This is a genomic window from Bradyrhizobium sp. (assembly GCF_004799445.1).
Classification (GTDB): Bacteria; Pseudomonadota; Alphaproteobacteria; order Rhizobiales; family Xanthobacteraceae; genus Bradyrhizobium.
This window is the reverse complement of record NZ_SSNA01000061.1, coordinates 1-26,275: the sequence shown is the minus strand read 5'-3', so window position 1 is coordinate 26,275 and position 26,275 is coordinate 1. Positions and strand designations below refer to the sequence as shown.

Here is a 26,275-nt window from a genome sequence, read left to right as displayed (position 1 = left end):
AGGATTTCGCGACCGTCATTCGTCGAATACAGACCGGTCCCTATGTGCAGGCCAATCCCGCATCGACGACGCCGAAGTAACCCCGGGCGCTGATCACCGGCGAAACCGTTCGGCAGGATCTGGCGCAGCGTCTCGGCTCTCGCCACCCAGCGAACTTTCGCGCAGTTCGAAGGCGCCGAGGTGGAATTCTTCCGCCTCGTCGGTCGCCGTCGCGGCCGCCGTTTTGACCAGCGCAAACACCGCATCGGGGAATTGCCCCCAGACCGCGAGATCTTCCGCGGCGATCGTCAGCCACCCGAACCTGAACATGTAGCGGCCGGGTTCGCTGACGTGCCCCACTTGCTGCCATGTGACTTTATTGACCGCCAATCAGGTCGTCCTTCCGAGGTCCACGGCCGCGGTCAGGCGCTGGGACAGGATTCCCGGGCTTGCCGGCCGCCAGTAGCAATCCATGCGTCCGCATTTCGAAGGCATCGAGCTGCAATGCGAATGTCGCCAGCGCCAGTTTCAGATGCTCCAGTTCCTCGGCGCGCGCGTCGTCGCCGTGATTCCTGGCAAGCTCTGGTTTCCTGGCAAGGCTTGACGTCATGGTAAGCCTTGCATGCGGCTCGAGGAAGCATTGTCGATGGAGCGCGCGCTGGACCCCGTCGGCCGGAACCGGCGGGGTGCGCTGGCCAGGCGCTAACCGGTGGAGACCGGCGCCGCCGCCGACGCCCTGGCAACGACTGCGGCGCGGTCCGCAGTTCGCTGGACCACGGGCAGCTGCAGCACCGTCGCGCGCTGCCCCTCGCAGAGCAGCGTCACCAGCACCCGGCTTCCGTCGGGAAATTCAATCGTGTCACGATGCCGATCTGGAATGTCGTGATCGGTCGCGCCGAACTTGCCCACCCGGAAATTGATTTGCCGGGTCCAAATCCACCTCTTGTCATATTTGACGTTCTCGGCGAACGCCAGTTCGGTCCCGGGCAGCATGCAGACCGCGACCTCAGGCTCACATTCGGATGCGAAACCACGTGTCGAAGTGCCGCGGAATGTTGTGGTGATCAACGTCTCTCCCACTTGCGCGGGGCGCGTGTCTACGGCGTGCAGACTATAGTCACACATCGGGTTGCTCCTCGTTCGAGATAGCCAACCAGCGCCGCTGCGAGCACGATCCGGAAAAGTGGAACCGGCGTTCCCAATCATGCTCAATCGAAAGAGGCGCAGGCCTCTATCAGAGTGGACATCAAGTTCTAGGCTGTTCCGCGTTGGCGGCAATTGTGCGGCTCCAGTCTGCGGGCCAAATCACAAATGCGTTTGCGGGTATTTGGCTTGGGGGCATTCCGCAGGGCAGGTCCGACGGGGCCACGTCAAGCGCGGGCCCGATTACGGGCACCGATGCGAGCCCAAAAATCCATCGCCACGATCGCGACCATGGATTTGCCTCCCAAATCGGCCGTTGCCTAGCTGGGCAATGATACGACCCTGCCGGGATAAACCCCGGTTTGGTGCGTATCCCGGACGGGCGACAAAGGCACTCCGAGCCAATCCAATCAATACTTCCGGTACAGACCGATCAGTTTGCCCTGAATCTTCACCCGGTTGGGCGGCAGGATGCGGACTTCATAGGAGGTATTGGCCGGCTCCAGCGCAATCGACGCGCCGCGGCGGCGGAAGCGCTTCAAGGTGGCTTCCTCTTCGTCGATCAGCGCCACCACGATGTCGCCGGTCTCGGCGGTCTCGTTGCGCTGGATCAGCGCCATATCGCCGTCGAGGATTCCGGCATCCACCATGGAATCGCCGCGCACTTCGAGCGCGTAGTGTTCACCTGAGCCGAGCATGTCCGGCGGCACGCTGATGGTATGGCTGCGGGTCTGCAACGCCTCGATGGGGGTGCCGGCGGCGATCCGGCCCATGACCGGCACGGCCACCGAACGGCTGCCGTCGTCGTCTGCGCCTATGCTGCCGCCGCTGCGGACCTTGCCGAGCGTGCCTTCGATGACACTTGGCGTAAAGCCGCGCCGGCCATTGCCGTTACCGCCTCCCGAAATCTCGGGCAGTTTGATCACCTCGATCGCGCGAGCGCGGTTCGGCAACCGCCGAATGAAGCCGCGCTCTTCCAGCGCGGTGATGAGACGGTGGATACCGGACTTCGAGCGCAGATCCAGCGCGTCCTTCATCTCGTCGAAGGAGGGCGGTACGCCTGACTCCTTCAGGCGCTCGCTGATGAATCGCAGGAGTTCGTATTGTTTGCGCGTGAGCATCTCGACCAGTCCCCAGGTTGCTGTCGTTCGATTCCGAGACGTCTAGCTTCGAGGCGTCTAAATTTGACGCTCTGGAGTCACTGACTCCCGTTTGTAGCCGTCAAAGTCGAAACAAATCATGAACGAACACTATATGTTCCATATGTGTTCCGCAACCACTTAATTTCTCGTCAACAAAACGGCTTTCCAGGAACAAGGGTTTTGCGGCTCAGTGCGGCAATCGCAGGATGTCGCATGCGGAGCCGGCGGCGGCGGCGGGCGCAAAGGGGGGGCGGATCACAAGCGCCCGTGCCGCAGCGAGATTCCCCAACAGCGAAGAGTCCTGATGATCGACCGGTGTGGCGATCAGGGCGCCATCGCCGCGCGCTTCAAGGCGCGCCCGCAGATAGTCCTCGCGCAGGTCGTTGGCGGCCACTTGGCGCCCCAGCAGCGCGGCCTCACGCGCGTGGTGGACCACCGATCGCCCCGACAGCCTGCGAATCAGCGGTACCAGAAACAGGAAGCCGCAGACGTAGGATGACACGGGATTGCCGGGCAGGCCGATCACCCGCATGGCGCCGAGCCGCCCATGCATCATCGGCTTGCCCGGCCGCATCGCGATCCGCCAGAACGCCATCGCCACGCCTTCAGCCTCGAGCGACCGTTTGACGAGGTCGTGGTCGCCGACCGAGGCGCCACCGGTGGTGACGAGAATGTCGGCGCCAAGGTCGCGGGCGCGGCGGATGCCGTCGGTGGTGGCCTCGATGGTGTCGGTGGCAATGCCGAGATCGATGGTCTCCGCCCCCTCGTCACGGGCCAGTGCCCGCAGCGCGTAGCCGTTGGAATAGACGATCTGTCCGGGGCCGGGGGTCTCGCCCGGCATCACCAGCTCGTCGCCGGTGGCGAGGATCGCGACCCTGGGCCGGCGGCGCACGGGAAGTTGCGGATAATTCATGCCGGCCGCGAGCGACAGATCGCGGTCGGTAAGGCGGTGGCCGGCGGCCAGCAGCACGTCACCCCTGTGAAAGTCGACCCCGGCGGGGCGGACATGGCGTCCCCGGATCGCGGCTTCGGTGATGGTGATGCCGCCGCCTTCGATCACGGTATCTTCCTGAATGATGACGGCGTCGGCGCCTTCGGGAATCACGCCGCCGGTAAAGATGCGGATCGCTTCGCCGGCGCCAACCGCCCGCTCGAACGGCCGGCCGGCGGCTACCTCGCCGATCACCTTGAGCCACGTCGCGGCCCGGGCGGCGTCGATCGAACGCACTGCATAGCCGTCCATCGCCGACATCGCCTGCGGCGGCTGGGTGCGCAACGCCGCGACGTCGTGTGCCAGCACCCGGTGATGGGCCACGTCGAGCACGACCATTTCCTCAGGCAGCGGGTCGGCGCCCGCGAGGACGGCGGCCAGGGCGTCGGCGACTGGTATCAAGGCCACGGCGTTCCTCCCCGGTCGATCTACCGGCGTCAGCAACCATCGTGCGTGCCTTCTAACGGAGAGTGCGCCTGGAAGCAAAAGGCGCGGGCAGAGGACGCCGCGAATATCAGAGGTCAGGATGACGCCCTAAACCTATCTCGGCCTCGGCGGCGCATTCCGATGGCAGATTTGTCGCGGGTATTTGTCCATTCGGCCGCGCGCGTTTTCGGGCGCGGCCTCCGCTTCTGCAACGACAGACTAGAACCAGACGCCCTGCTCGCCGCAGCCCGCGGCGATCAGTCCGACCAGCAACCCGATCCCGGAAAACAGAGCAACGGACAGAAATTCGGCAGAAACATTAATCGTCAGCTTTTCGTAGTAAGGCACCGTTCGAACGAATATGGACATGATGTCTCGATTTCCTGGCAATGGCCTCCAACCCCGGCGATAGATTTGCCAGAGTTGTGCGCGGGCCGCATCGGACGTTCGGCGGATAGACATCAATGCGTTGGGGCCGCTGCCGCGGCGTCCTGGCATCGCGGGCCGTCGTCGCGCCGCCAGGAACATTTGCACCCTAAGTGCGTGTCAGCGCGAGAGCCTCAGTGTGAGAGCCGGCCATCGGCCTCGCCACGCTTCACTTCCGAAACAGCAATCGCACCAGCTCGGCCTGACGTTTGGTGCCGGTCTTGTCGAAGATACTGGACAAGTGGCTTCGCGCCGTCCCGACGGTGATGTTGAGCCGGTCGGCGGCGGCCTGCCGGCCGTCGCCCTTGACGATCTCCTTCGAGGCTCGCTTCGCTCGCACCTCAGGATGACGAGTGAGTCATTGGCGACCGCCGTCGGTATGATTTGCCCGACGGGCTGTTTTGTCATTTCGTGTCCAGCCGCTGTGTCCAGCCCTGCAGCGAAAAATATTTCGCTTCGCGATTTGGTAGACACAGCATTATTGATTCCGCCATCCCGTCCCACAAGAGGGGCGTATCATGATCGTCACGGACGTTGGTGCGGGATGCGGTGGACGCTTTGGCGACGCGAGACGAGCGGCGCTGATGCGGACGGCGAAGTCGTGTGGTCCTGATGCCCCGACGCTGGCATCAAGTTTCGCGGAGTCATCCGCGCAAGCGACGGTGGCAAGAAAGCCCGGTCACCGGGGAGAGCACGAAGGAACCCGTTAAAACCATTGCGCGGGGAATGCCGGGCGTTTTCCGGTGTGACCGTGGTGACTAACGCGCGTGTTTACTACCACTACACGCGCGGCTGCGGGCGCATCGGGCGCCCGGCATTCCCTGCGCCCTCTGATGGCAGAAGGCGGATGATTGCTGAACAACTCGGGCGAAACGCGCCGCGGGAACGGGAAGGCATGTCCTCCGTCATTGCCTGCGACAAACGCGAAGCGTTTTCGCAAGGGAGCGACCTGTCCGCCGTAGCTCAACGAGCGAAGGTGGAAAGCGACGAAGCAATCCATAGTGTTGCTGCGGCGCGATGGATTGCTTCGTTGTCGCTCGCAATGACGGGGCTGGCGGCGCCGATTTGGCTTTCGCTAAATCCCGAGCGCGGCCAGCGCTCTGTCCACGTCGCCGGGAGAAGCCACGTGAACCGCAATCAGACCGCTGTCACGCGCGCCCTCGATGTTCTCGGCAAGGTCGTCGAAGAACACGATGCGCTCGGCCGGCACGCCAATCTCCTTCACCACGTGACCAAAGGCCTCCGCGTCGGGTTTCCGAAGCCCGATGGCGGAGGACAGAAATATTTCGCGGAAATGGCCGAGCACGTCGGCATATTGTTCCGAAAAATGTTCGACGTGGGCATTGTTGGTATTGGAGAAGGCGTAAAGCGGCAGGCGCTGCGCGGCGCGCGCCAACAGCTTCGCAATGCCCGGCATTTCACCCGTGAAGATCTTGTTCCATCCTTCCAGGAACTGGGCGTCGGAGAGGTCGACGCCCAGCGCGGCGCGGAGCGCGGCAAAAAACTCGGCGTCGCTGATCTCGCCCTTCTCGTGCCGCTGATAAAATTCGTCACGCCACGAGAATCGTCCCGCCAGATGCGTGGGCTCGCAGCCGGCGTGACCGGCCCAGCAGGCGACCACCTTGCTGAAGTCGATGTCGAGCACCACGCGGCCGAGATCGAATAGCAGCGCGTCGGCCGCGCCGGGAGAGAGCAGGGGAGAGGTCATCGATGCGGTTTACGAAAATCGGGCACGAGGAGCAACCGACCCGTCGGGCTACCGGCTTCCGTCCCGATTTTCCCTCAATACCGATACGGCTCGATGTCCAGCAGCGGGAACGCGCTGAAGACATCGGGCAGGTTGGTCGGTGTTGCCGGATGCAGATAGGTTTTGTCGAGTTCGGAAAATTTCGTGACCCCGAGCAGCCCCAGGCAACGGATCACCTCGTCTTCCAGGAGTTCCAGCATCCGCACGATTCCGGTTTCACCAGCGGCCGCCAGCGCCCAGCATTGCAGGCGGCCGATGCCGACGAGATCGGCGCCCAGCGCGATCGCCTTGACGATGTCGCTGCCGCGGCAGAACGACCCGTCGACCATGATTTTCGCGCGGCCCTTCACCGCGTTGACGATTTCCGGCAGCACATGCATGGACCCACGGCCGTGGTCGAGCTGGCGCCCGCCATGGTTCGACACATAGATCCACTCGACCCCGTGATCGAGCGCAACGCCAGCGTCCTCCGCGGTGGCGATGCCCTTGAGGACCAGCGGGATCTTGTACTTGTCCTTGATCAGCTTGACGGTGCGCCATTCCAGGCCCTTCTGGAAGTCGCCGCCGGTGGCGCGCAAGCGGCTTTCGCGGACGTAGCGCTTGGCGATATCGCGCTCGCGGCGGCTGTAATGGGCGGTGTCGACGGTCAGGCAGAAGGCAGTATAGCCGCCGGCGATCGCGCGGCTGACACGATCCTCGACAAAGGCATCGTCGCCGCGAACGTAGAGCTGATAGATGCGCAGCGCGTCGGGCGCTGCCTCGGCGACCTTCTCCAGGCCTGGCTCCGATACCGAACTGAGCATATGGGCGGCGCCGAACCTGCCGGCGCCGCGCGCGACGCTGGCAGCGGCACCCGCCGGATCGAAGATCTCGAGCGCGCCGACCGGCGCCATCATCACCGGCAGGCGCAATTTACGGCCGAACAGCTCGGCGGAGGCATCGACGCGAGCGACATTGCGCAGCACCCGCGGCCGGAAGGCAATCTCGTCAAGCGCCATGCGGTTGCGGCGCATGGTGGTCTCGGTCTCGGCGGCGCCGACGATATAATCCCAGGCGTTCTGGTTGAGGCTGGCACGCGCCTTCTGCGCGAACTCGTGAAGATTCTGGAATTCTTCCGTGCTGGCGCCAAGTTCGTTTGTTGCCGCGATGCGGGTCGCCTCGTTCATCGTATACTCCTGGGAATTTCCGACGGCTGTTGCGTCAAAAGCTGTCCCGCAAATGTCAGCGAACCGCTAGGCAAGCTCGCGCGGCGCTCGTATGCGGGAAATGCACAGCCGGCGACCATGAACCGGCTGATGCATCGCTTAAGCGGAAGGTGGGTTAGCTGGCTCCGTTATTTGGCTCCGTTACTTGGCCTGGGCGTTCGATGCAATCACCGACATCGGCCTGGCGTCGCGCTTGGCGACCATTTTGGCCGTGGCGGCGGCATATTTCTTGAAATGCTCGGTTTCGCGGTGCGCCTTGAATGCCGCCTCGTTGTCATAGACTTCGTAGAGCAGGAAATGGTTGGGGTCGCTCGCGAGATTGAGGATGTCAAACCGGCGGCAACCGGGCTCCCTGGCGGCAGCCGCGCCGTTTTCCTTGATCGCGGCCAGATAGTTGTCGCGCTCGGCCGGCACGATGTCGAGATCGACGGCGTTGACGAACATTCCGGCCGATTGCGCGGCCGCGTGCTGGCCCGGCATTGGCAGCACGAACGCAGAAGCCGCGAGCAACGCAATGGCTGCAGCGCTCCAAACTGTTTTGAGCATGTGATGATCCTCCCGATGGCTGCCCCGGAATTATTTCCGGTGGCAAGCGCCGGCCAAGTCTCGACGAGCTGGCCTCGCGCCTTGAGGATATCCATAACCGATTGCTTCGGGTCAGGTAAGCCTGTCGCCCGCCGCTTCCGGACCTTCCACGCGATGCCGAAAATTGCTAAGCTTGGCGCCAGTTCGGGACTATTTTTCGCGACTATCCAAACACGCCTGGCTCAGCGAGGGGGAGGAATTGTCATGAAAAGACTGGCGGTCTGGATCGCGGCGCTCGGTGTGAGCGCGTTGGGCGCGGACGCGGCTGGGGCGCAGAGCATGACCTTGACCAGCCCGGAAATCAGCGAGGGCGCCATGATTGCCAACGAGCAGGTGCTGGCCGGTTTCGGGTGCAGCGGCGGCAACATCTCGCCGGCCCTGAGCTGGAGCGGCGCGCCAACCGGCACCAAGAGCTTCGCCGTCAGCATGTTTGATCCGGATGCGCCGACCGGCAGCGGTTTTTGGCACTGGGTCGTATTCAACATTCCGGCTGCGACGACTTCGTTTCCAAAGGGCGCGGGCGACGTGAAGAAGAAGCTGATGCCCAAAGGCGCGATTCAGAGCCGGACCGATTTGAGCACTGACGGATATGGCGGCCCGTGTCCGCCGGCGGGCGACAAGCCGCATCGTTACCAGATCACGGTTTTTGCGGTGGATGTCGACAAGCTGCCATTTGCCAAAAACCATAACGCATCCGCCGCGCTGGTCGGTTTCGATTTGCACTTCCATACCCTTGCGAAGGCGACCCTGACGGGTATCTACGGCCGCTGATCGTCGATCGTGCGATATTGCCGGCCCGTGCAGCTCCTGCCATGCTCGCTCCTCGGCACGCGCTGCCGTCAAGATCAGCCTTCATCGCCGACAGGGAGTTAGATCATGATCCGCCAGACTATCTGCGCGCTCGCCGCTCTGCTCGCAGGCTCAACCGCCGACGCCTCGGACATTCGCCGCGTCGTCACGGGATTGGACGCCAACAACAAGTCGGTGGTGATGTTCGACAGCCGCATGGCGCTGCAGACGGGGCCGTACGGTTTGAATGCCACCAACCTCTGGGTCACCAATACCTATCCGCTCAGCTTCTCCTTCAAGGACGATACCTCGGCGATTCCGGTCGGCGTGTCGCCGCTCGATAACGGCACCAAGTTCCGCGTGGTGGAGTTTCCGCCGCTCGATGCGGCGAGCGAAGCCAAGATGGAGCCCGGGTTTTTGATGAAGGCGGTCGGACCCGTAGCGCCGGCGCGAGGGCTACCCGTAACGCACCCGCTGATGCATCGCACCCGCAGCGTCGACTATGCCGTGGTATTGTCGGGCGAAATCGACATGATGCTCGATGACACCCTGGTTCATCTCAAGCCTGGTGACACCATCATACAACAGGCGACCAATCACGCCTGGGTCAATCACGGAACAGAGACCTGCCGGATCCTGTTCGTGCTGATGGATTCCAGGCAACCATAGAACGGCGGGTCCCCGGCGCCGTTCCGACGGTCCTTGTGATGCCCGTTACAAATTGGACATGAAGCGGAATTGCGGTTTTGCCGCGGCGGCAGAGCGGGTATATTTGACGTGGACCGAAGGGGCGCTCGCAACCTTCCGTGGTGGCTTGGCCGTTGGCTCGGCATCCGGGCGCGGCTTCTGCTCCGGCCCCCTGATTTGGCACAGCGGCCTCAATGATACCAGAAAGGTATCGTGAGCTATGGGCCGGACCGAGCAACAAAGCCTGTTACCTGGCCGACAGGGCCGCCACCGACAGCGAGAAGGTTCGCCAACCATGCGCAAGAATTCCGTGTTTTTTCTCGGCGCGGCCGCAGGTGTCTGCCTGACCCTTCTCTTTACCGGGCCGCAGGGCGCGCAACTGGTCGCGGCGGCCAAGGCCATGGCCGGTGCCGACACCTATTCGCACCTCAATCTGTTTGGCGAGGTGTTCGAGCGCGTCAGGACCGACTACGTCGAGAAGCCCGACGACGCCAAGCTGGTCGAGGGCGCGATCGACGGCATGATCACCTCGCTTGATCCTCATTCGCGATACATGAACGACAGCGCCTGGCGCGAAATGCAGGAGACAACCCACGGCGAGTTCGGCGGGCTTGGTATCGAGGTCACGATGGAGGACGGTCTTGTCAAGGTGGTTGCGCCGATGGACGACACGCCCGCGGCGAAGGCTGGCATGATGTCAGGCGACCTGATCACCCAGATCGATGACGAAGCGGTCCAGGGGCTCACCCTGGAGCAGGCCGTGAACAAGATGAAAGGGCCGATCGACACGAAGACCCGGCTAACCGTCTTGCGCAAGGGCGCAGAGTCTCCAATCAACGTGACGATCGTGCGCGAAATCATCCACGTGCGGCCGGTCAGCTATCACATCGACGGCGGCAATATCGGCTATATCCGGATCAGCTCGTTCAACGAACAGACCGCCGACGAGCTGAAGAAGGCGATCGGCGACATATCGAAACAGATCGCGTCAGGGAGTCTGGCAGGTTATGTCGTCGACCTGCGCAACAACCCGGGTGGATTGCTCGATCAGGCGGTCTCCGTGTCAAGCGCGTTCATGGCCCGGGGCGAGGTCGTCTCGACGCGGGGCCGCAGGGCGGAGGAAACCCAGCGCTTTGCGGCGCGGGGTGGAGATCTCATCAAGGGCAAACCGCTCGTCGTTTTGATCAATGGCGGATCGGCGTCGGCGTCCGAGATCGTCGCCGGAGCATTGCACGACCACAAGCGTGCGACCCTGATCGGCACCCGTTCGTTCGGCAAGGGTTCGGTGCAGACGATCATCCCGCTCGGCAGCGGCAATGGCGCATTGGCGCTCACCACCGCGCGCTATTTTACGCCGTCCGGACGATCGATCCAGGCGAAGGGCGTCACGCCCGACATCGAGGTGCTTCAGGATGTGCCTCCTGAATTGAAAGCCCGTTCGGAAACCAAGGGTGAGGCTTCGATGCGCGGACATCTGTCCGCCGAAGGCACCGAACAAACGGGCTCGCAAGCCTATGTTCCGCCCGTGGAGAAAGACGACAAGGCGCTTGCCGCCGCCTACCATTTGTTGCGCGGCGTCACCGTCAATGCCGGGGTGCCGTCGGCATCGCCAAAGGCAACGGTTCCGAACTGAGCTGCAACGCGGCTGCGATGCAGTCGGCGGCGATGGCCGACTCGAAGCGCCGGAACCTTCAGGCCACGGCCGTTGGCCTCGAGCGGTGCGCGGACAACATTTGTCTGGCCTCTGCGGCAGGCCTCGGTGGGCTGAACAGATATCCCTGCATTTCGGTGCAGCCCAGCGCGCGCAGCAATTCCAGTTGCCGCTGAGTTTCGACGCCTTCGGCCGTCGTCGTCATGTGTCGCGCCGCGGCGATGTTCACCACAGCCTGCACAATGGAGGACCCGCCCGGTTCGGCGATATCGTTGACGAAGCAGCGATCGATCTTGATCTTGTCGAAGGGAAAACGCTGCAAATAGCTCAGCGAGGAATAGCCGGTGCCGAAATCATCCAGCGCGATCCGCACCCCGATGGCACGAAGCTGGTGCAGGATTTCGAGCGCTGCATCGTCATCGCGAATCAGAACCGCCTCGGTGATCTCCAGTTCCAGCCGGTTGGCCTGAAGTCCCGAAGCTGCCAGCGCCGCAACGATCTTCAACGCCAGAGTGCCGCTCCTGAACTGGACCGGCGAGACGTTGACGGCGAGCTTGATGTCGTCGGGCCATGTCGCGGCCTCGGCGCAGGCCGCAGCCAGCACCCATTCGCCGAGTTCATTGATCAGGCCGGTCTCTTCCGCGATAGGGATGAACTCGGCAGGGGAGATCATGCCGCGTTCGGCGTGCCGCCAGCGCACCAGCGCTTCGCAGCCGGTGATCGTGTTGCTCTGGAGACTGACGCAAGGCTGATAGTAGACCTCCAGCGCCTCGTCCGCGACCGCCTTGCGCAGATCCGTCTCCAGCATTCGGCGTGCTTTTACCTGCGCGTCCATTGTCGGCTCGAAGAAACGCCAGGTCCGGCGTCCCGCCGATTTGGCCGCGTACATCGCCAGATCCGCGTTCTTCAGGATTTGATCGAGGTCGGCGCCATGCTGCGGCGCCAGGGCAATGCCGATACTGGCGTCAGAGGCCACTTGGTGACCCAGGCACTCGTAAGGAGCGCGGATCGCATCCAACACCCGCGTTGCGAGGTCGGCGACCTCAGCAGGGTTCTTGACCGAGGTCTGAACGATGGCGAATTCGTCGCCTCCCAGCCGAGCGACGAAGTCGGTGCCGGCGACGCACTGACCGAGGCGCGTGGCCACCGATTTCAACAGTTCGTCGCCAATCATATGTCCGAGTGAATCGTTGACACTTTTGAACTCGTCAATGTCGATATACAGCACCGCCATTTGCTCGCCGGGAACAATTTGGACCAGTTCCTGTCGCAACCGCTCGTGAAACAATGCGCGATTGGGCAGATCGGTCAGCGCATCATAATGGGCGAGATGTCTGATCTGTTCCTCGGCGCGGGTGCGCTCGGTGATGTCCTCGTGGGTCGCTACCCATCCGCCATCCGCCAACGGTTCGTTGATGATTTGAATTGAGCGTCCGTCCGGGGGTTCGATAACCATGGAATTTCTATGTCCGATGTCGCGCATGACATGTGAACAGTATTCGTCGATGTCGCCCTCAAAGGATCCTGTGGCCTTGCGATGGGCAACGACCTCGCGGAACGTGCAGCCGGGTCTCAATGCCTCCGCCGACAAACCGTACATCTCAAGGTAACGCTGGTTGCAAACGACAAGCCGCTGCGAAGAATCGAACAGCAGCAGGCCTTGCGTCATGTTGTTGATCGCAGTGTCCAAGCGCTGCTTTTCCACCTGATGCTGCTGCAGCAATTTGCGAACGAAGAGAAACAGCATCGCTGCAATGACCAGCACGGAGAGGGCGGACACGACAATCAGAAACCTGGTTTGCTCCCGCCAATCGGCCAGCGCCGCCGCGACAGTCTTGCTCGCGATGATCGCAATCGGCAGGTTTTTCAACGCGTGGGTCGATGCGATCCGTTCCTGGCCGTCGATCGGGCTGGTTGAGCGTATCGTCCCGTGGCTCGATTGCGATAAAACTTTCCGATAGATCGTACTGGCCCTGATATGTGATCCGATCATCCGTTCAACATGCGGATAGCGCGCCAGCAGGGTTCCATCACTGTGATACATTGAAATCGCCGCGCCTTCGCCAAGCGCCACGGACGCGAAGTATTTCTCGAAGGAGGCGGGCGAGATGGGCCGCGTGATGACACCGAGAAACTCGCCCTTCGGCCCGATCACATGGTGAGCGACGACAGTGGCCCAGTCGCCGCTGAAACGACTTCGCACCAGTTCGACCAAAATCGGCGTGGTTGCAGTGCCCGATTTGAAAGTCTTGAAGAAGGCTCGATCGGCGATTCGGACATCCGGCACCGGCCAGGCGTCGGACGAATTGATCAACGTTCCATTGGCGTCAAACACCTTGACGCCGGCGAGATCAGAGAAAGCGCCGATCTTCGCCCTCAGCGCCTCGTGCCATTCGAGCGTGGCCAACTGTCCTCTGAATCTGTCGGGCGTGATTGCCTCTGAATGAACTTGTGCGGCAAGGTCTTTCAGAATGACGGTGAAATCTTCGAGCTGCTGATCGAAGTGACGGGCCAGCAACAGTACGGTGTTTTCCAGTTCGCGTTCGTTGCTGCTCAGAGCTCGGTCGCGAAAGTTGCCGACCATGATCGTCGTGCCGACCGCGATAGCCGCAATCAGGAATGCGCCGCCGGCGACGAGCCAACGGATCGTACCGCTGCGGAAAAAAGCTTTGAGCTTGAAGGAGGCGGTACCGTCTGCCGTCATGGGTCGCGATCACTGCCATGGCTGAACGCCGGAGCAATTTCTCCTTGCACCGGCCGATACATAGATACGTCAACGGTATGGAGGTGAGGTTAGCAATCTCGGTTAATCGCCGGTTAACGCGGCGCCCGTTCCGGAATGAATGTCTCGCCGACGTCGCGGTGTTGGTCAGACCTTTTGCGGCAGCTCGGTTCTCGCCATCACGGCCACAATGACGGCGGCGACGATGTTGGTGCCGGCGCTGACCAGGATCGGCAGGGCGTAGCTGTGGGTGAGGTCGAAGGCAAAGCCCGCGGTGCTCGGACCGATCAGCGTGCCGAACGCCACGCTGGTGTAGAGCACGCCGATAATGCTGCTGACGTTGCGGCCACCGAAATAGTCCATCACCACCGCCGGAAGGACCGCGACCCACCCGCCGTAGAACACGCCATAGACGAAGGCGAAGGCGGCGAGCGACCAGACGCCAGCCGAAATTGCCCACGTCGCCAACGCGAGCGCCATGCCCGCGAACATCAGCAGCAGTGACAACTCGCGGCCGATCCGGTCAGCGAGGCTGCCAAGGATGAAGCGCCCCGCCGTGCTGCCGACGCCGATCACGCCCAGCAGCAGAACCGCGGATGAGGGCGCAACACCATGGTCCCGTGCATAGGGCACGAGGTGAACGAACGGCACAAAAACTCCGAACGAGCAGATCAAACAGCTGAGGTAAAGGCCCAGGAAACGGCGCGATCGGACTGCGTCGCGCACGGACATCCCCTCCTGCTGCACCGACGAAGCGCTCGGTTGCCCGAGGTCGCCGTCGGGCCAGAGGCCGCGGTCGCGAGGATCGTTTTCAATCAGCATGGCCAAGCCTGCACCGACCGCTGCGGCGAGACCTCCGAGCGCAAGATAGGCGCCGCGCCATCCCAGCATCTGGATCAAGAGCGACGCAAGCGGCGGCATCAGCAACGTGCCGACGCCGATGCCGCTCACGGCCAGACCGGAAGCAAAGCCGCGACGGCGCACGAACCAGCGCTGTACCGCGCCGATGGCGGGCACATAGGCGCAGCCGACGCCGAGCCCGACACCAAGCCCGTAGGCGGCATATACCTCCGGCAGGCTGCGCGCGGCGCCAGCAGCCGCCAGCCCAAGGCCGGTCAGCATCATGCCGGCGACGGCGAGGCGGCGTGAACCAAAACGATCGGCGAGGGGGCCGCTGACGATCCCGAGGCCGAAGTAGAGAAATCCGGCCAGGGAGAACACCAGCGACACCGATCCGCGCGACGCGCCGAAGTCCCGCTGCAGCGGCTCGACAAAGGCGCTGAACGTATAAGCGCTGCCGAAGCCGAAGAAAGTTACCGCGAACGCGGCCGCGACAACGAACCAACCGTAAAAAAGCCGGGGATTGGACAACGTGGCCTGATGGTTCATGGCTCGCCTCCGTCAGAGTGCTTGAAATGCCAAAAACACCGGTATAAGCATTATACAGGTGTCTATTGCTGTCAACTGGTAAACGTGATTTAGTGGTGTCTAAATGTCGAAGGAATCGAGAAAATTCAAGGTTCCGGACGAACTGGCAAATCTCTATGATTTCGCCAATTCGCTCGACGTCAGGCATTTCACGCATCACGGCGTGCAGCACGTGCAAAGCGACGCACTGACGGATCCGCGGGAACTCGCGGCCTGGATGTCGGAGCACGGGCTGCTGGCTGTGGGCGCCAGGATCACGCCGGCGATGTTCGACGCTGCGCTGCAGCTGCGAACGGGTGTTCGGACCTATCTGGAATGCGATCCGATCGAGCGGCGCAAAGACAAGGATGCTATTCGACCATTGAGCAATGCCTTGCGGGCATTTCCGCTTGTCGTGGAAGCTTCGAACGATCGCGACATGGCGCTCGGTCCGGCGCGAAGCGATCCGTTGGCCGGGTTGTCGGCGATAGCGGCGGAGCTCTATGTTGGCTCCGTCAAGGGAACTCTGGATCGGCTCAAGATGTGCGCGGCCGAGGAGTGCCGCCGCGTGTTCTTCGACAGGTCGAAGCCGGCGACGCGGCGGTGGTGCATGTCCACCTTGTGCGGGAACCGGATGAAGACCCGTACTTATCGCGCGCGCCATCGTAACATCGACTGAGCGCCGAAACGGCATCATTTGCCGTGGCACGAGCATCCGGTCGGAATTGGATTCCCCATGCGCAGCCCGGGTTTTTTCCGGCGGCTTAATCCTCGGCGCGATAATGCCCGGACTTGCCGCCGATTTTCTCGACCAGGTGAATGCCTTCGATGTGGACACCGCGTTCGACGGCCTTGATCATGTCGTAGATCGTGAGGCACGCGACTGAAACCGCAGTCAGCGCCTCCATCTCGACCCCGGTCGGGCCGGTAACCTTCACGGCGGCGCGAACGATACAGCCGGGCAGATTCTTGTCGGGCGTAATGTCCAGCGTGACCTTCGACAAAGCCAGCGGATGACACAAGGGGATGAGGTCCGAGGTGCGCTTTGCCGCCATGATGCCGGCGACACGCGCGGTGCCGAGCACGTCGCCCTTTTTTGCATTGCCTGACACGATCAGTTCGAGCGTCGCCTTGCTCATGACGACGCGGCCTTCGGCCACCGCCGTGCGCTCGGTCGCGGCCTTTGCCGATACATCCACCATCCGCGCGTCACCCTTGGCGTCGATGTGGGTGAGGGCAGGTTCGTCCCTGGATGACCGGCGCGGCATGTCTCAGCGCGTCCCGGTCGCGCTCGCGGCGTCGCCGCGCGCCAGCAAAGCGCGCGTCGCTGCCGTCACGTCGGCCTGCCGCATCAGGCTTTCGCCGACCAGGAATGTCGACATGCCGAGGCGCGCCAGCCGCGCGAGGTCGGCGGGCGCGAAGATGCCGCTCTCGCCGACCATCAGGCGGTCTCTCGGAATCAGCGGCGCCAGCGCCTCGCTGGTCGCGAGCGTGGTCTCGAAGGTGCGCAGGTTCCGGTTGTTGACGCCGATCATCGGCGAGCGAAGCTTCAAGGCACGATCAAGCTCGGCGCGGTCGTGGACCTCGATCAGGACGTCCATGCCTTGTGCGACCGCTGCTTCCTCTATGTCCCGCGCCATGGCGTCGTCAAGCGCGGCCATGATGATCAGGATGCAGTCGGCGCCATGGGCGCGGGCCTCGACCACCTGATAGGTGTCGTAGATGAAATCCTTACGCAGTACCGGCAGCGCGGTGGCTGCGCGGGCCGCCACCATGAAATCAAGGTGGCCCTGGAACGATGGCGTATCGGTCAATACCGAAAGACAGGTGGCACCGCCGGCTTCATAGGCTTTCGCCAGCGCGGGCGGGTCGAAATCGGCGCGGATCAACCCTCTCGAAGGCGAAGCCTTCTTTACTTCGGCGATCAGCGCATACTCACCGCGCGCGAGCCTTTGGCGGATCGCGGCGACAAAGCCGCGCGGCGCCGGCGCCGTCTTCGCCCTGGCTTCGAGGCTGGCCAGCGGATGGGCGCGCTTGGCAGCGGCGATTTCCTCGCGCTTGTAAGCCTCGATCCTGGTCAGGATATCGGACATTGGAGGACCCGCGCTCAGCTGTTGGAGACTGCGATGAGATGCTTCAGCCGCGCCGCCGCCGCGCCGCTGTCGATCGATTGGGTGCCGAGCGCCACGCCTTCCCTCAAGCTTTTCGCGCGGCCGGCAACGATCAGGGCCGCCGCGGCGTTCAGCAACGCGACATCGCGATACGGGCTCGGCATCCCGTCCAGCACGCTTTGCAACGCGACCGCGTTGAAATTTGCATCGCCGCCCTTCAGCGTCTCGCCGGCGACCCGTGTCAGGCCGGCTTCCTCGGGCGTCACATCGAAGGTGCGGATCGCGCCGTTCTCCAGCGCCGCGACGAAGGTCGGGCCGGTGAGGGTGATTTCATCGAGGCCGTCGGAGCCATGCACCACCCAGACCGATTCAGCGCCGAGGTTTTTCAGCACCTGCGCCAGCGGCTGCACCCACTGCTTTGAAAAAACGCCGACCATTTGCCGCTTGACGCCGGCGGGATTGGCAAGCGGCCCCAGCAAATTGAAGATGGTGCGTGTTGCCAGTTCGACGCGGGTCGGGCCGACGTTCTTCCATGCGGGATGGTGCGACGGCGCGAACATGAAGCCGATACCAGCCTCTGCGACGCAGCGACCGACATGCTCGGGCGTGATGTCGATCCTGACCCCAAGCGAAGACAGCACATCGGCGGCGCCCGAGCGCGACGACAGCGCGCGGTTGCCGTGTTTGGCGACGGGCACGCCGACACCTGCGACGATGAAGGAGGCGCAGGTTGACACGTTGACCGACCCGGAGCCGTCGCCGCCGGTGCCGACCACGTCGACGGCACCTGCCGGAGCCTTGACGCGCAGCATCTTGGCGCGCACGGCGGACACCGCGCCGGTGATCTCCTCGACGGTCTCGCCGCGTACGCGAAGCGCCATCAGCAAGCCGCCCATCTGCGAGGGCGTTGCCTCGCCGGACATCATACTGTCGAAGGCGGCCGCGGCCTCGTCGCTCGACAGCGTCGCGCCGGTCGCGACCTTTCCAATGATAGATTTGAGGTTGTCCATCGCGTGCTTTCAGGGAAACGCAAACATAGGGCCCTCGGGGTGAGGGAAATTACATTTCAGGCGAGCCGCCTTCATTTTCACCCGTCGTCAGTTGTTCGCGCCGGTCACCTGCGCGAACGCAGCCTGGTTCACGCTGGTGCCAATTTCCGATTCAAGCTTGGTGATGTATTCCGCGAGCTGTTCGTCGGTCAGTCCGCGCTGAACGCTTTCCTTCAGTTTCTTCATCTCGTCCGAGGCAAGATCGACCGGCGGCACGCTGACGTCGGTGACGCGGAAGACGATCCACGCATTGGCGCCGGCAACGGGGGTTTGTCCGACCCCATCCTTGGCGGTGCGAAACGCCGCCGCGACCGCGCCGGCGGGCAGGCCGGGCACGGAGGCGTCGCGCTTGAATCCGCCGGCGGTCTCGACATTCAATCCGGCCTGAGCAGCCTCGTCGGCGAGCTTGCCGCCCTGTTCCAGTTTCTGAACCATGTCAGTCGCCTTGGCGCGCAACCGGCTCGTGATCTGGTCGTCGCGCCATTTCGCCTCGACCTGGTCCTTGACTTCGTCAAGGTTGCGTTCGCGCGATGGCGTGATGGCCAGAACATCGTACCAGACATAGCCGCCGTTGAATTGGATGGGATCGTTGTCGACGCCGACGTCGCTGTTAAAGGCTTGTGAAACGACGTCCAGGCCGCGGGGAATATTCAGCGCCGGCTGGCCGCTGGAAAGGCGGCCCGAGCGGTCCACGGCGTCGATGGTGACGGCGGTGAGTCCCAGTTTCTGAGCTGCCTCGATAACGCTCGCGCCACCACCGCGCTCATCCTCCATTTTGTCGCGTAGCTCGGCGACCTTGGCGCGCGCGCGCTCGCTCGCAATCTCCTTTTTGAGGTTGGCGGCGGAGCTTTCATACGATGGCTCGACCCCCGGCTCGATCTTGCCGATCTTGACCAGGGCAGTGCCGAACCTGCCCTGTTCCGGCTGACTTACCTCGCCGGACTGCAGCGAAAAGGCGGCGTTGGCAATTGCCGGATCGACTATCGCGGATTTCGCGATGAGGCCGAGGTCGACGTCTGATGGATTGAGGCCGCGCTCCTTGGCCAGGTCCTCGAATGACAATCCGGATGCGATACGGTTGCGCGCCGCCATGGCTTCTTCGGCGTTCGGGAAGACGATTTGCGAAACCTGACGCCGTTCCGGCGTTCCCAGCCTGTCGCGGCGCTGCTCGAAAATCTTTCTGGCGTCCTCGTCGGAGACCTCAGACCATTTGCCGATCTCTTCCGGCGTGACCGCGACGAAGGATAGCTTGCGATATTCGGGCGCGCGGAACTGGGTCTTGTGGTCGTCGAAATAGGCCGCCAGCGTCTCGGGCGATGGCGCATCGATCGCTCCGGCCTGGGCGGCGTCGAGCTTGACGTATTCGATGGAGCGCTGCTCGTTCTGAAACCGTGCCAGGGCATCAAGCAGGACTTTCGGCGGCTCGAGGCCGGCTCCAATCGTCCCGGCAATTTGACGCCGCAGCGACACCCGCCGCTGATCGGCGATATAGCGCTGTTCACTGAAGCCGAATTGCCGGATCACGGTCTGGAAGCGTGTCGGGTCGAACGCGCCATTGACCCCCTTGAAATTGGGGTCGTTGAAGATCATGCGCATGGTTTCGTCGTTGGACTGCCCGAGACCGAGCCGCCGCGCCTCCTCATCAAGGGCTGCTTCCGCAATGGTTTGCTGGAGCACCTGGCGATCGAGTCCGAAGGCGCGGGCCTGGTCCATGGTCAAGGGACGGCCGAACTGGCGGCCGATCTGCTGCAGTCTCTCGGTGTAGATCTGGCGGAATTGCTCGGCCGAGATCTCGGTGTGACCGACCTTGGCCAGTGTCGACTGTCCGAAACCCCGGAAGATGTCGGCGATGCCCCAGACGCCGAAACTGATGATCAAGACGCCCATCACCGTGGCCATTATGATTTTGCCGAGCCAGTTTGATGAGGCTTTGCGCATTCCTCGAAGCATGGGTCCGTCTTCTATCTAAAAATTAAGAGGCTGATTTTATTAACTTTTTCGGTTTCCCGCCCGCACCTCAGCCGAAGGTGCGGGAATAGATGTTCTATTTTCGGTCTCGGCACGGTCTAGCTTGCCGATGGCCCCCGCCGCAAGCTTACTGCGGTTGGCGCTTTTGGTGTAGAGCGTCGCCATCCGCCCCCCGGACCAGCCGAAAATCGCCTCCAGTTCGCGCTCGGTCGCCCCGTTCTCGGCAGCCCTCGTCGCGGCCGCCTTGCGCATGCCGTGGGCTGATTTCCCGGCGACCCCCGCAGCTCTGGCCGCCGCCACAAATTCGGTCCCCAGCGCGCCCTTGGTCCACGGCGTGCCACGCCGCGTGACGATGAAGGCGAGGTCGCCGGTGGGCCCGGCGTCGAGTGTTTCCTTGAGCTGCGGCAACAGCGGCAGCTCGACCCGCATGCCGGTTTTCTCGCTGTCGATCGAGATCACCGTCCGGCGCACCGGCTCCCCATCGATCACGATCGTGCGCTGCTTCAAATGTTGACGGCCGAGGATCGCGACGTCGCCGATCCGCAATCCGCTGTAGGCCAGGATATCGAAGGTCACCCGCTCGCGGGTGCCGCGCGGCCAACGCGCCTCGAATTTTGCCATCTCCTCGTCGCTCCACGGCGGGTAGCCGCCCTTGCGCTTCGGCTTGGTCTTGACCTTGACGTTCAGCGTCGGGTCGCCCGCGGCGAGCTTCACGCTGACCGCCCACTTGAACAGCCCGTGCAGCGTGTCGATGAAGGCCTGGGCGGAAGCCGGCGTTGCCGCGCGGCGCTCGCGCCCGGCGGTGACGTGGGCCTCATTAATCGCCGCCACCATCTGGTGTCCGGCGGTGTCCAACACCCGCATCATGATCTTCTCGCGCTTGTAGCGGGTGGATCGCGCCAGATCGGTCCAGGCGGTGGTCTGCCGGTAGAGATCGAACAGCCATCCAAGCGTACCGCGCATGGCCTTGGCCGCGCCGCGCGGCCGATCGCCCTGAATGGCGGCCTGATAGGCCTCCTCGAACTCCGGCGTGCCGTAGGCAGCCCGGATGCGGATCCTTGGACCCTTGCCGATGCGGACATACCAGACCACCGTGCCGTGACGGTTGGCTTCTCGGTGTAGGTGCGGTGGGCGAGGGCGAGGCATGCTCGGAATCAAAGCACAACCTCCTGATCCGGTTCAACCGGTTGGGAGGGCTTTTGCAGTCCGTCCAGGCGAATTCTGATGGTCCCGTCCGGCAGCAATTCAACCGCACCTGCGCCAGCCTGCTTGGCCGCGCGAATCGACCGCGCAACGTCAGCTTGGGTGAAGCGGGCAGGGGTACGGCTCATCTTTATCGCTCGACCTCACGTGCTTGAGAATTGACTGCGCCAACGATGGCTTGGCCGCCCTCGTGGACATGGACGTGCTCGACGCGGATGTTCTGATCTCCGCCACCGCGCAAGCGCCGGTAAGTCTCCACCTGGGTGCAATAGGCCCGCAACAGCTTGGCTGTTGCCGATGCCAGGCCGGGCAACCGCTGAGGACCACCCCCGGCGCCTCCGATCCTCGACATCACCGCCATCGCCGCCATATGTGTGCAGGCGGCTTGCATCGCTAAGGCGGCTTCCACCTCGTTTTTGGGGGCGAAGGCAGAAATCATCTTGATCGCGCCGTTGATGGCCATGTCGGAAGCGCCGTCGCTGGGCATCCGGGCGGCGCGCTCCAGATGATGGAGGGCCATGTCGACAAATTCGTCGGAAACCGTGCCAAAAGCCGTGTTGAGCTCCTCGCGCCACGCCAGGTCAGTGGGATCTGGCGAGCCAAACGACACGACGTTGCCTTGGATGCCTTTGATCCTAATCGTCGCGGGCGGCTTCCGGCGGGGCCGGCGCGTTGTCGCCGGGAGGTGTTCAGATTTGCTCATGGCCTATCCACCAGGGTGCCTTTGACCAACGATCGAATGAGTTTGCGCTCCTCGATCGCTTCGCGCGTCCAGTAGCCGTCGCGATAGTTGCCGTTCGCGGCCCCTCGGGGGGCGCCGGGGCTGAGGCCGCCGTGGATGCGGCATTTCCCATTCGGCATCGCCGGGCACCGGCATAGCGAACCCGTTCGGGTCTTGGCCCCGCAGCGCGGTGTTTCGTTCATCTGGGCCAGATGTTGGGACAAGTCTCGGTTCATAGGGTTGACTCCGAAATTTTTTGACCCCGGGGGTACTCGGGCCCGTTGCATGACATTGCCGGCCCGACGAACGCCGGCGGCAAGGTCATTTGAGCATCGGCGGGGTGACGGGTGACGGGTTGTGACAAATATTGGCCATTAGAGCCGTTACGCGCGCGCGGGTGCGTGAAGCGCGCAAACCGGAAAATCCGCCACCACCCGTCACCCGTCACCCAGTCAACCATCATGATGACCTGCCGGAACGGTCAGTCGGACGCCTTTAAATGTCCTGATACCCTTGCTGCCGCGGGCTGGATGGAAACCTCGCGACTGCATGGCCTCGTTGAACGCCTTCTTGCTACCAGGTCGTTCGCCGGCCGCGGTGGCGTATTCTGTCCAAGATTCGAATAAGGCCGCGACAGTCTCCCACTTGTGCGGATTGTCCGATTCCGCGTCACACTTCTCGTCGATCCATTGGCCGAGCAGGTCTTGATCTTCGAAGTAGGCGTCGGTGGTGGCTGTCACAGTTTCCGGACGCGCCAATCCGTTCTTTTGCCAATCGAGGCAGCCGTCGATCATCCATCGCAGTATCATTGGCCACTCGGCCACCAATTTCCGCTCAAGATGTCGATCAGGGCTTGCGGGCTTCCGAACGAAAGGGATGACGTAAAATCGACGTTTGATCGCGTCATCGACGTTTGCCAGCGTCGGTTTGTGGTTCCCAACGACGATGAGCTTAAACTGTGGTGTGAACTCAAAGAAATCCTGTCTCATGAAGCGGGCGGCAATCCGGTCACCGCCCGTTAAGGTTTTGATCCGGGCTTCGGCCCAAGCGTGGCATTTTTCCGTTTCAGAAGCCGTCACCAAGCGTGCGCCCCTTAGGCGAGCAAGTTCGGTAGGATGTTTGTCGTTTTTGGATGAGGTGAAAGTATCCATCGCGGCGCTCATGGCGTAGTCGCCCATGATCGAGCTTACAGTGTTGATGAAAACACTCTTGCCGTTGCCGCCGCCGCCGTAAATGAACGCCATGACGTGTTCGACGACGGAACCGGTTAGCGCGTAGCCGCAAAGCTGCTGCAAGAAGCGAATCAGTTGCTGGTCGGAGCCGGTGGTGTTGTTCAGAAAATTTAGCCAGAGCGGACAGTTTGCAGTGACTGCTGGCGGCACGGCCGTGAGCTTGCTGATGCGGTCTTCCGGTATCGAGACCTGCAACGCGCCGCTTCGTAGGTTAACCGTTCCCTTCGGTGTACCAAGCAAGAACAAGTCAGGATCCCATTCTGAAGCTTCTACTGCGAACGCGCGGTCAGACCTGGCAAACTTCTCAACCCCCGAGGCGAAACTGGTTCTATTGGCGGTTAACTTCGATCTGGTTGACTGGTTTTTGGTCAAGTCGCGGGCAAGGCGTCGGGCGTACTCAAACGCAAGCGCGGTTTTATCGAGCCGCCAGCGACTGCCGTCCCAAACGAACCAAGTCTTTAGATCGTGATCGAATAGAAATTTGCCCGCATATTGATCGCGGAACATTAAAGCTGCGCTGTCCTCCGTCACGACATCGACGGTCGGAACCACAGTGGGTGTCGGCCGCATAAGAAGAACATTTTTTCCTCGTAGCGCTTCTTCTTCCCTTCGCAGCTTCTGTGCTCGCCAGCTTGGTTCCGCGGCTTCGTCGGACATGCCGCCGAAGGTCGGATCATCGGCCCATGGTCGCTTAGGGTCGCCGGGGCGGGTCATGCGCGATGCCGGCGCAGATCGAACGCGCTTGTCATGATCGCTTGCACGGCATCCTGACCAAGCAAATCGACCAAGCCGATCGAAAGAGCGAAATCCTGTAAACCGTCAACTCCTTCTTGCAGAAACATCAGTCCGTGGTCGACAAGATAGGCGCGCGCCCAGCAGCGGAGTCCAAAGATATCCAGGGCCGGCGACACTATGGAACGTTCCACGATCGCGTCTTGCGAGTTCGGAACCACCGTTGCTTGGATGGCTGCGCCCCTCATTGTGCCCGGCTCAGATATTCGTGGATCTCGGTGACACGCCAAAAATTAAGACCACCAATCGTTACGTGCTTTGGAAACCGACCGTTCTTTTCCAAACGCCAGATCGTCGTTGCCGAGATAGGTAAAAGTTGCTGCAACTGCCGACGTGAGATCAGGCGTTGGTTCGCTAATTCAAACGGGCTATTCGGTTCTATCGGCATGATCGTTACCTCTGGCGCTGAAACCACTTGGTACGATCTGCATATCTCGAATCGTTTCAGCCTCTATGGTGCACTCGATCGGCGAGTGCACCACCGGACTACTCCGCCGATTTGCCGCGACTGGCCTTAGTTGTGGGGCGGCGCGCCGCCCGCATTTGATCTAGGGTTGTTTGTTGGCTTGGAAATGCCACGTCGGTAAGAAATATCCCTGCCTCATCAAGGAACTTGCCGCAGAATGCCACTAAGAGGTCGCTCACGGACCACATGAAGATTACTCTTCTCTTAGAGCCGTTTATGTCCATCCGGCTTACTTGCTTTAGCCCAGCATTTATCTGGTTGGTAGCCATTGTTCGCAGGGCCACGGCCGCATCCTCTAAGGAGGAAATCAGCGCTTCCGAGTTTGGCAAAAGCGGTGGATGAGGCCGCAAATCGGGGCCGCGTAAAAATCGCGCGAGGCTTTCGGCTTTGTCTGCTTGCTTGCGGAAAGTTGCGGAATCCGCCGCATGACCAGTCAGCGCCGCAAGCATTTCATGAATAAATGTCCGTCGGAGACCGTCAGCAGCTTCTCCATGGTTGCTTTGCATTGCAACTTCAATTTTCGACCAGACTTGATCTGCGAACGGATGAGATAGCCACCGCTCCAAAAAAGCGCGTTCTTCCGCCCGCAAATTGTCGGATCGAATTATAGAGGCGAGATCCACTTTCAATGAAGGCATTTGCAAGGGTCTCACCGTTCGAATGCGCTTGGTGAGGACAACTCTGCCCTCATTTGGAGCGTCGTGAAAAGGTTTTGCAGGTTCTATTAACCGGTTCTTTTGTGAACCTGACCTGTGCCATATCGCCTTACTCGCCGACCAATATCAGGCACTCGATCGCGGCTTCCCGAAGCACGCTTCCGGTATGCTCGGGGCATGCTACATGCATTCCTCAAGAATTGTTCGGAGCGTTCAGGATGGAATGGGATGCGCGCTGGTTTCGCTGACGGGCGTGTTGCCCGACAGCAGAAGCGTTCCCTGCGCTACGCGCCCGTTTTCAAAGCCGTTTGCGATCATCTCACCATTAAACGTGACGCGCCGCTCCCAGCGCGGCGGCTGGTCGGGTATGACCGACACTTCAAGCAGGCTCGAGCGACGCTATTCCATTCGTTCGCTAGCGGCTAGATTTCCCCGGGGAAACAGGCGCAGCGACCGACGGCGCCGGAATATTGGCAACCGACTGTTGCAAAGCGTCGAGCTTCTCCGTCAGGGTCACGCTCTGTTCGAGCATCCTCGAAGCTTGCTTCGAGGATGCTTGGAGCATGCTCGGAGGATGCTTGGAGCAAACTCGCATCCTCGTGAGATGCTCGTTGCCTGCCCGAAGCATCCTTCAAGCAACACTGAGCGGGCAAGGGTTTCGCTTGGACCCTAATGGATTTCGTGTCGAATAAGCTGGGTGGGGTGTGATCGTGCAGGCGCTACGGGTCGCAATGCGTACGACCAGCTCGCCGCCAACTACCTCGCGTTTGTTCAGCTTGCGTCGACACGGCTAGGGCTTCGCGTTAATGAGTCATCACTACTGATTTTCTTCCAGCAGCTCGTCTATATAGAAATTCGCGTCGTCCCATCCACGATTTGAGTCCGTCGTTTTTTGCCGTTTTGAATCCTTGACATGGCCCGACTTGCCGTCAGAAATTTTATCTCTATCGTCTATGATTGCGCCCGCCAGTAGTTCGGTTGTTTGGCCATCATACAAGATACGCTCGGACCTGAAGCCTGGTTTCCCCATGTCCTCGGAGTTAACGCAAAGAGGTTCGACATGGTCGCGGCCTGGTTGGTAGACCGGTTAGGCCGATCGCTGACGGATCTGCTCGGTATTTTGCAAGGTCTGCAGGACAAAGGCGTTGATCTTTTTCTGCATCAACAGGGGCTCGAT

At 62.0% G+C, this 26,275-nt stretch carries 28 protein-coding genes; 5 read left to right on the top strand and 23 right to left on the bottom strand.

All coding sequences use genetic code 11. The annotated features are described in order from the left end of the window. Positions 1-93: 93 nt before the first annotated feature. The 10 genes from E8A46_RS08430 to E8A46_RS08385 all read right to left on the bottom strand — a co-directional run bounded on the left by E8A46_RS08430 (position 94) and on the right by E8A46_RS08385 (position 7,605). Positions 94-369 carry a hypothetical protein gene (locus tag E8A46_RS08430; RefSeq protein WP_291559380.1) on the bottom strand — a complete coding sequence of 92 codons (276 nt, stop codon included), beginning with the start codon at positions 367-369 and terminating at the stop codon, positions 94-96. Then, complete coding sequence (locus E8A46_RS08425; protein WP_291559379.1) at positions 356-589, bottom strand: hypothetical protein; 234 nt, start codon at positions 587-589, stop codon at positions 356-358. Before E8A46_RS08425 ends, E8A46_RS08430 begins: the two co-directional genes overlap by 14 nt. A 92-nt stretch (positions 590-681) precedes the next feature. Beyond that, on the bottom strand, positions 682-1,104 hold the full coding sequence (locus E8A46_RS08420) for a hypothetical protein (protein WP_291559378.1): 423 nt from the start codon (positions 1,102-1,104) through the stop codon (positions 682-684). A 428-nt stretch (positions 1,105-1,532) separates the two neighbouring features. After that, positions 1,533-2,243: a transcriptional repressor LexA gene (lexA, locus tag E8A46_RS08415; RefSeq protein ID WP_291559377.1), complete on the bottom strand. Its 711-nt coding sequence runs from the start codon at positions 2,241-2,243 to the stop codon at positions 1,533-1,535. A gap of 208 nt (positions 2,244-2,451) precedes the next feature. Then, positions 2,452-3,663: a gephyrin-like molybdotransferase Glp gene (gene glp / locus E8A46_RS08410; RefSeq protein ID WP_291559376.1), complete on the bottom strand. Its 1,212-nt coding sequence runs from the start codon at positions 3,661-3,663 to the stop codon at positions 2,452-2,454. Positions 3,664-3,900: 237 nt separating this feature from the next. Further along, entirely contained in the window at positions 3,901-4,050 is a 150-nt protein-coding gene (locus E8A46_RS08405; protein WP_291559374.1) for a hypothetical protein, read from the bottom strand. A 226-nt stretch (positions 4,051-4,276) separates the two neighbouring features. After that, positions 4,277-4,447, bottom strand: coding sequence for a hypothetical protein (locus E8A46_RS08400; protein ID WP_291559372.1), 171 nt, complete (start codon positions 4,445-4,447; stop codon positions 4,277-4,279). Positions 4,448-5,182: 735 nt separating this feature from the next. Next, complete coding sequence (locus tag E8A46_RS08395) at positions 5,183-5,815, bottom strand: HAD family phosphatase (protein WP_291559370.1); 633 nt, start codon at positions 5,813-5,815, stop codon at positions 5,183-5,185. A gap of 74 nt (positions 5,816-5,889) precedes the next feature. After that, positions 5,890-7,020 (bottom strand): alpha-hydroxy acid oxidase, encoded by a 1,131-nt coding sequence (locus E8A46_RS08390; protein WP_291559368.1) that lies wholly within the window; start codon positions 7,018-7,020, stop codon positions 5,890-5,892. A gap of 180 nt (positions 7,021-7,200) precedes the next feature. Then, positions 7,201-7,605 (bottom strand): putative quinol monooxygenase, encoded by a 405-nt coding sequence (locus E8A46_RS08385; RefSeq protein WP_291559366.1) that lies wholly within the window; start codon positions 7,603-7,605, stop codon positions 7,201-7,203. 318 nt (positions 7,606-7,923) lie between these two features. On the opposite strand from E8A46_RS08385, the gene E8A46_RS08380 reads away from it, so the two are divergent. The 3 genes from E8A46_RS08380 to E8A46_RS08370 all read left to right on the top strand — a co-directional run bounded on the left by E8A46_RS08380 (position 7,924) and on the right by E8A46_RS08370 (position 10,753). Then, the gene (locus E8A46_RS08380) at positions 7,924-8,415 is read left to right on the top strand and encodes a YbhB/YbcL family Raf kinase inhibitor-like protein (RefSeq protein ID WP_291559381.1); all 492 of its coding nucleotides are present in this window, start codon (positions 7,924-7,926) and stop codon (positions 8,413-8,415) included. A gap of 105 nt (positions 8,416-8,520) precedes the next feature. Continuing rightward, positions 8,521-9,102, top strand: a complete 582-nt coding sequence (locus E8A46_RS08375; RefSeq protein WP_291559364.1) for a cupin domain-containing protein — start codon at positions 8,521-8,523, stop codon at positions 9,100-9,102. A 313-nt stretch (positions 9,103-9,415) separates the two neighbouring features. Then, on the top strand, positions 9,416-10,753 hold the full coding sequence (locus E8A46_RS08370; protein WP_291559362.1) for a S41 family peptidase: 1,338 nt from the start codon (positions 9,416-9,418) through the stop codon (positions 10,751-10,753). A 58-nt stretch (positions 10,754-10,811) separates the two neighbouring features. Here the strand turns inward: E8A46_RS08370 and E8A46_RS08365 are convergent, their stop codons facing one another. Further along, positions 10,812-13,475, bottom strand: a complete 2,664-nt coding sequence (locus tag E8A46_RS08365) for an EAL domain-containing protein (RefSeq protein WP_291559360.1) — start codon at positions 13,473-13,475, stop codon at positions 10,812-10,814. Positions 13,476-13,640: 165 nt separating this feature from the next. Continuing rightward, on the bottom strand, positions 13,641-14,882 hold the full coding sequence (locus tag E8A46_RS08360; protein ID WP_291559358.1) for an MFS transporter: 1,242 nt from the start codon (positions 14,880-14,882) through the stop codon (positions 13,641-13,643). 103 nt (positions 14,883-14,985) lie between these two features. On the opposite strand from E8A46_RS08360, the gene E8A46_RS08355 reads away from it, so the two are divergent. After that, positions 14,986-15,579, top strand: a complete 594-nt coding sequence (locus E8A46_RS08355) for a CGNR zinc finger domain-containing protein (protein ID WP_291559356.1) — start codon at positions 14,986-14,988, stop codon at positions 15,577-15,579. A gap of 85 nt (positions 15,580-15,664) precedes the next feature. Here E8A46_RS08355 and moaC read toward each other — a convergent pair whose 3' ends face one another. The 11 genes from moaC to E8A46_RS08300 all read right to left on the bottom strand — a co-directional run bounded on the left by moaC (position 15,665) and on the right by E8A46_RS08300 (position 25,080). Then, on the bottom strand, positions 15,665-16,168 hold the full coding sequence (gene moaC, locus E8A46_RS08350; protein ID WP_291559354.1) for a cyclic pyranopterin monophosphate synthase MoaC: 504 nt from the start codon (positions 16,166-16,168) through the stop codon (positions 15,665-15,667). Between the two features lie 3 nt (positions 16,169-16,171). Next, positions 16,172-16,993 carry an indole-3-glycerol phosphate synthase TrpC gene (gene trpC, locus E8A46_RS08345; RefSeq protein ID WP_291559352.1) on the bottom strand — a complete coding sequence of 274 codons (822 nt, stop codon included), beginning with the start codon at positions 16,991-16,993 and terminating at the stop codon, positions 16,172-16,174. A gap of 14 nt (positions 16,994-17,007) precedes the next feature. Then, positions 17,008-18,021 carry an anthranilate phosphoribosyltransferase gene (gene trpD / locus E8A46_RS08340; protein ID WP_291559350.1) on the bottom strand — a complete coding sequence of 338 codons (1,014 nt, stop codon included), beginning with the start codon at positions 18,019-18,021 and terminating at the stop codon, positions 17,008-17,010. Between the two features lie 87 nt (positions 18,022-18,108). After that, positions 18,109-20,010 (bottom strand): SurA N-terminal domain-containing protein, encoded by a 1,902-nt coding sequence (locus E8A46_RS08335; protein WP_291559348.1) that lies wholly within the window; start codon positions 20,008-20,010, stop codon positions 18,109-18,111. A gap of 39 nt (positions 20,011-20,049) precedes the next feature. After that, positions 20,050-21,174: a tyrosine-type recombinase/integrase gene (locus tag E8A46_RS08330; RefSeq protein WP_291559346.1), complete on the bottom strand. Its 1,125-nt coding sequence runs from the start codon at positions 21,172-21,174 to the stop codon at positions 20,050-20,052. A 187-nt stretch (positions 21,175-21,361) separates the two neighbouring features. After that, complete coding sequence (locus E8A46_RS08325) at positions 21,362-21,934, bottom strand: hypothetical protein (RefSeq protein ID WP_291559344.1); 573 nt, start codon at positions 21,932-21,934, stop codon at positions 21,362-21,364. Then, positions 21,931-22,155, bottom strand: a complete 225-nt coding sequence (locus tag E8A46_RS08320; RefSeq protein WP_291559343.1) for an HGGxSTG domain-containing protein — start codon at positions 22,153-22,155, stop codon at positions 21,931-21,933. Before E8A46_RS08320 ends, E8A46_RS08325 begins: the two co-directional genes overlap by 4 nt. A gap of 249 nt (positions 22,156-22,404) precedes the next feature. Then, positions 22,405-23,898: a phage/plasmid primase, P4 family gene (locus tag E8A46_RS08315; RefSeq protein ID WP_291559341.1), complete on the bottom strand. Its 1,494-nt coding sequence runs from the start codon at positions 23,896-23,898 to the stop codon at positions 22,405-22,407. Next, the gene (locus E8A46_RS08310; RefSeq protein ID WP_291559339.1) at positions 23,895-24,164 is read right to left on the bottom strand and encodes a hypothetical protein; all 270 of its coding nucleotides are present in this window, start codon (positions 24,162-24,164) and stop codon (positions 23,895-23,897) included. Before E8A46_RS08310 ends, E8A46_RS08315 begins: the two co-directional genes overlap by 4 nt. Continuing rightward, the gene (locus E8A46_RS08305) at positions 24,161-24,364 is read right to left on the bottom strand and encodes an AlpA family phage regulatory protein (protein WP_291559337.1); all 204 of its coding nucleotides are present in this window, start codon (positions 24,362-24,364) and stop codon (positions 24,161-24,163) included. Before E8A46_RS08305 ends, E8A46_RS08310 begins: the two co-directional genes overlap by 4 nt. A gap of 98 nt (positions 24,365-24,462) precedes the next feature. After that, positions 24,463-25,080: a hypothetical protein gene (locus E8A46_RS08300; protein WP_291559334.1), complete on the bottom strand. Its 618-nt coding sequence runs from the start codon at positions 25,078-25,080 to the stop codon at positions 24,463-24,465. A gap of 1,000 nt (positions 25,081-26,080) precedes the next feature. On the opposite strand from E8A46_RS08300, the gene E8A46_RS08295 reads away from it, so the two are divergent. Then, positions 26,081-26,275, top strand: a 195-nt coding sequence (locus E8A46_RS08295) for a recombinase family protein (RefSeq protein WP_291559333.1), incomplete at its 3' end; no start/stop codon positions are given.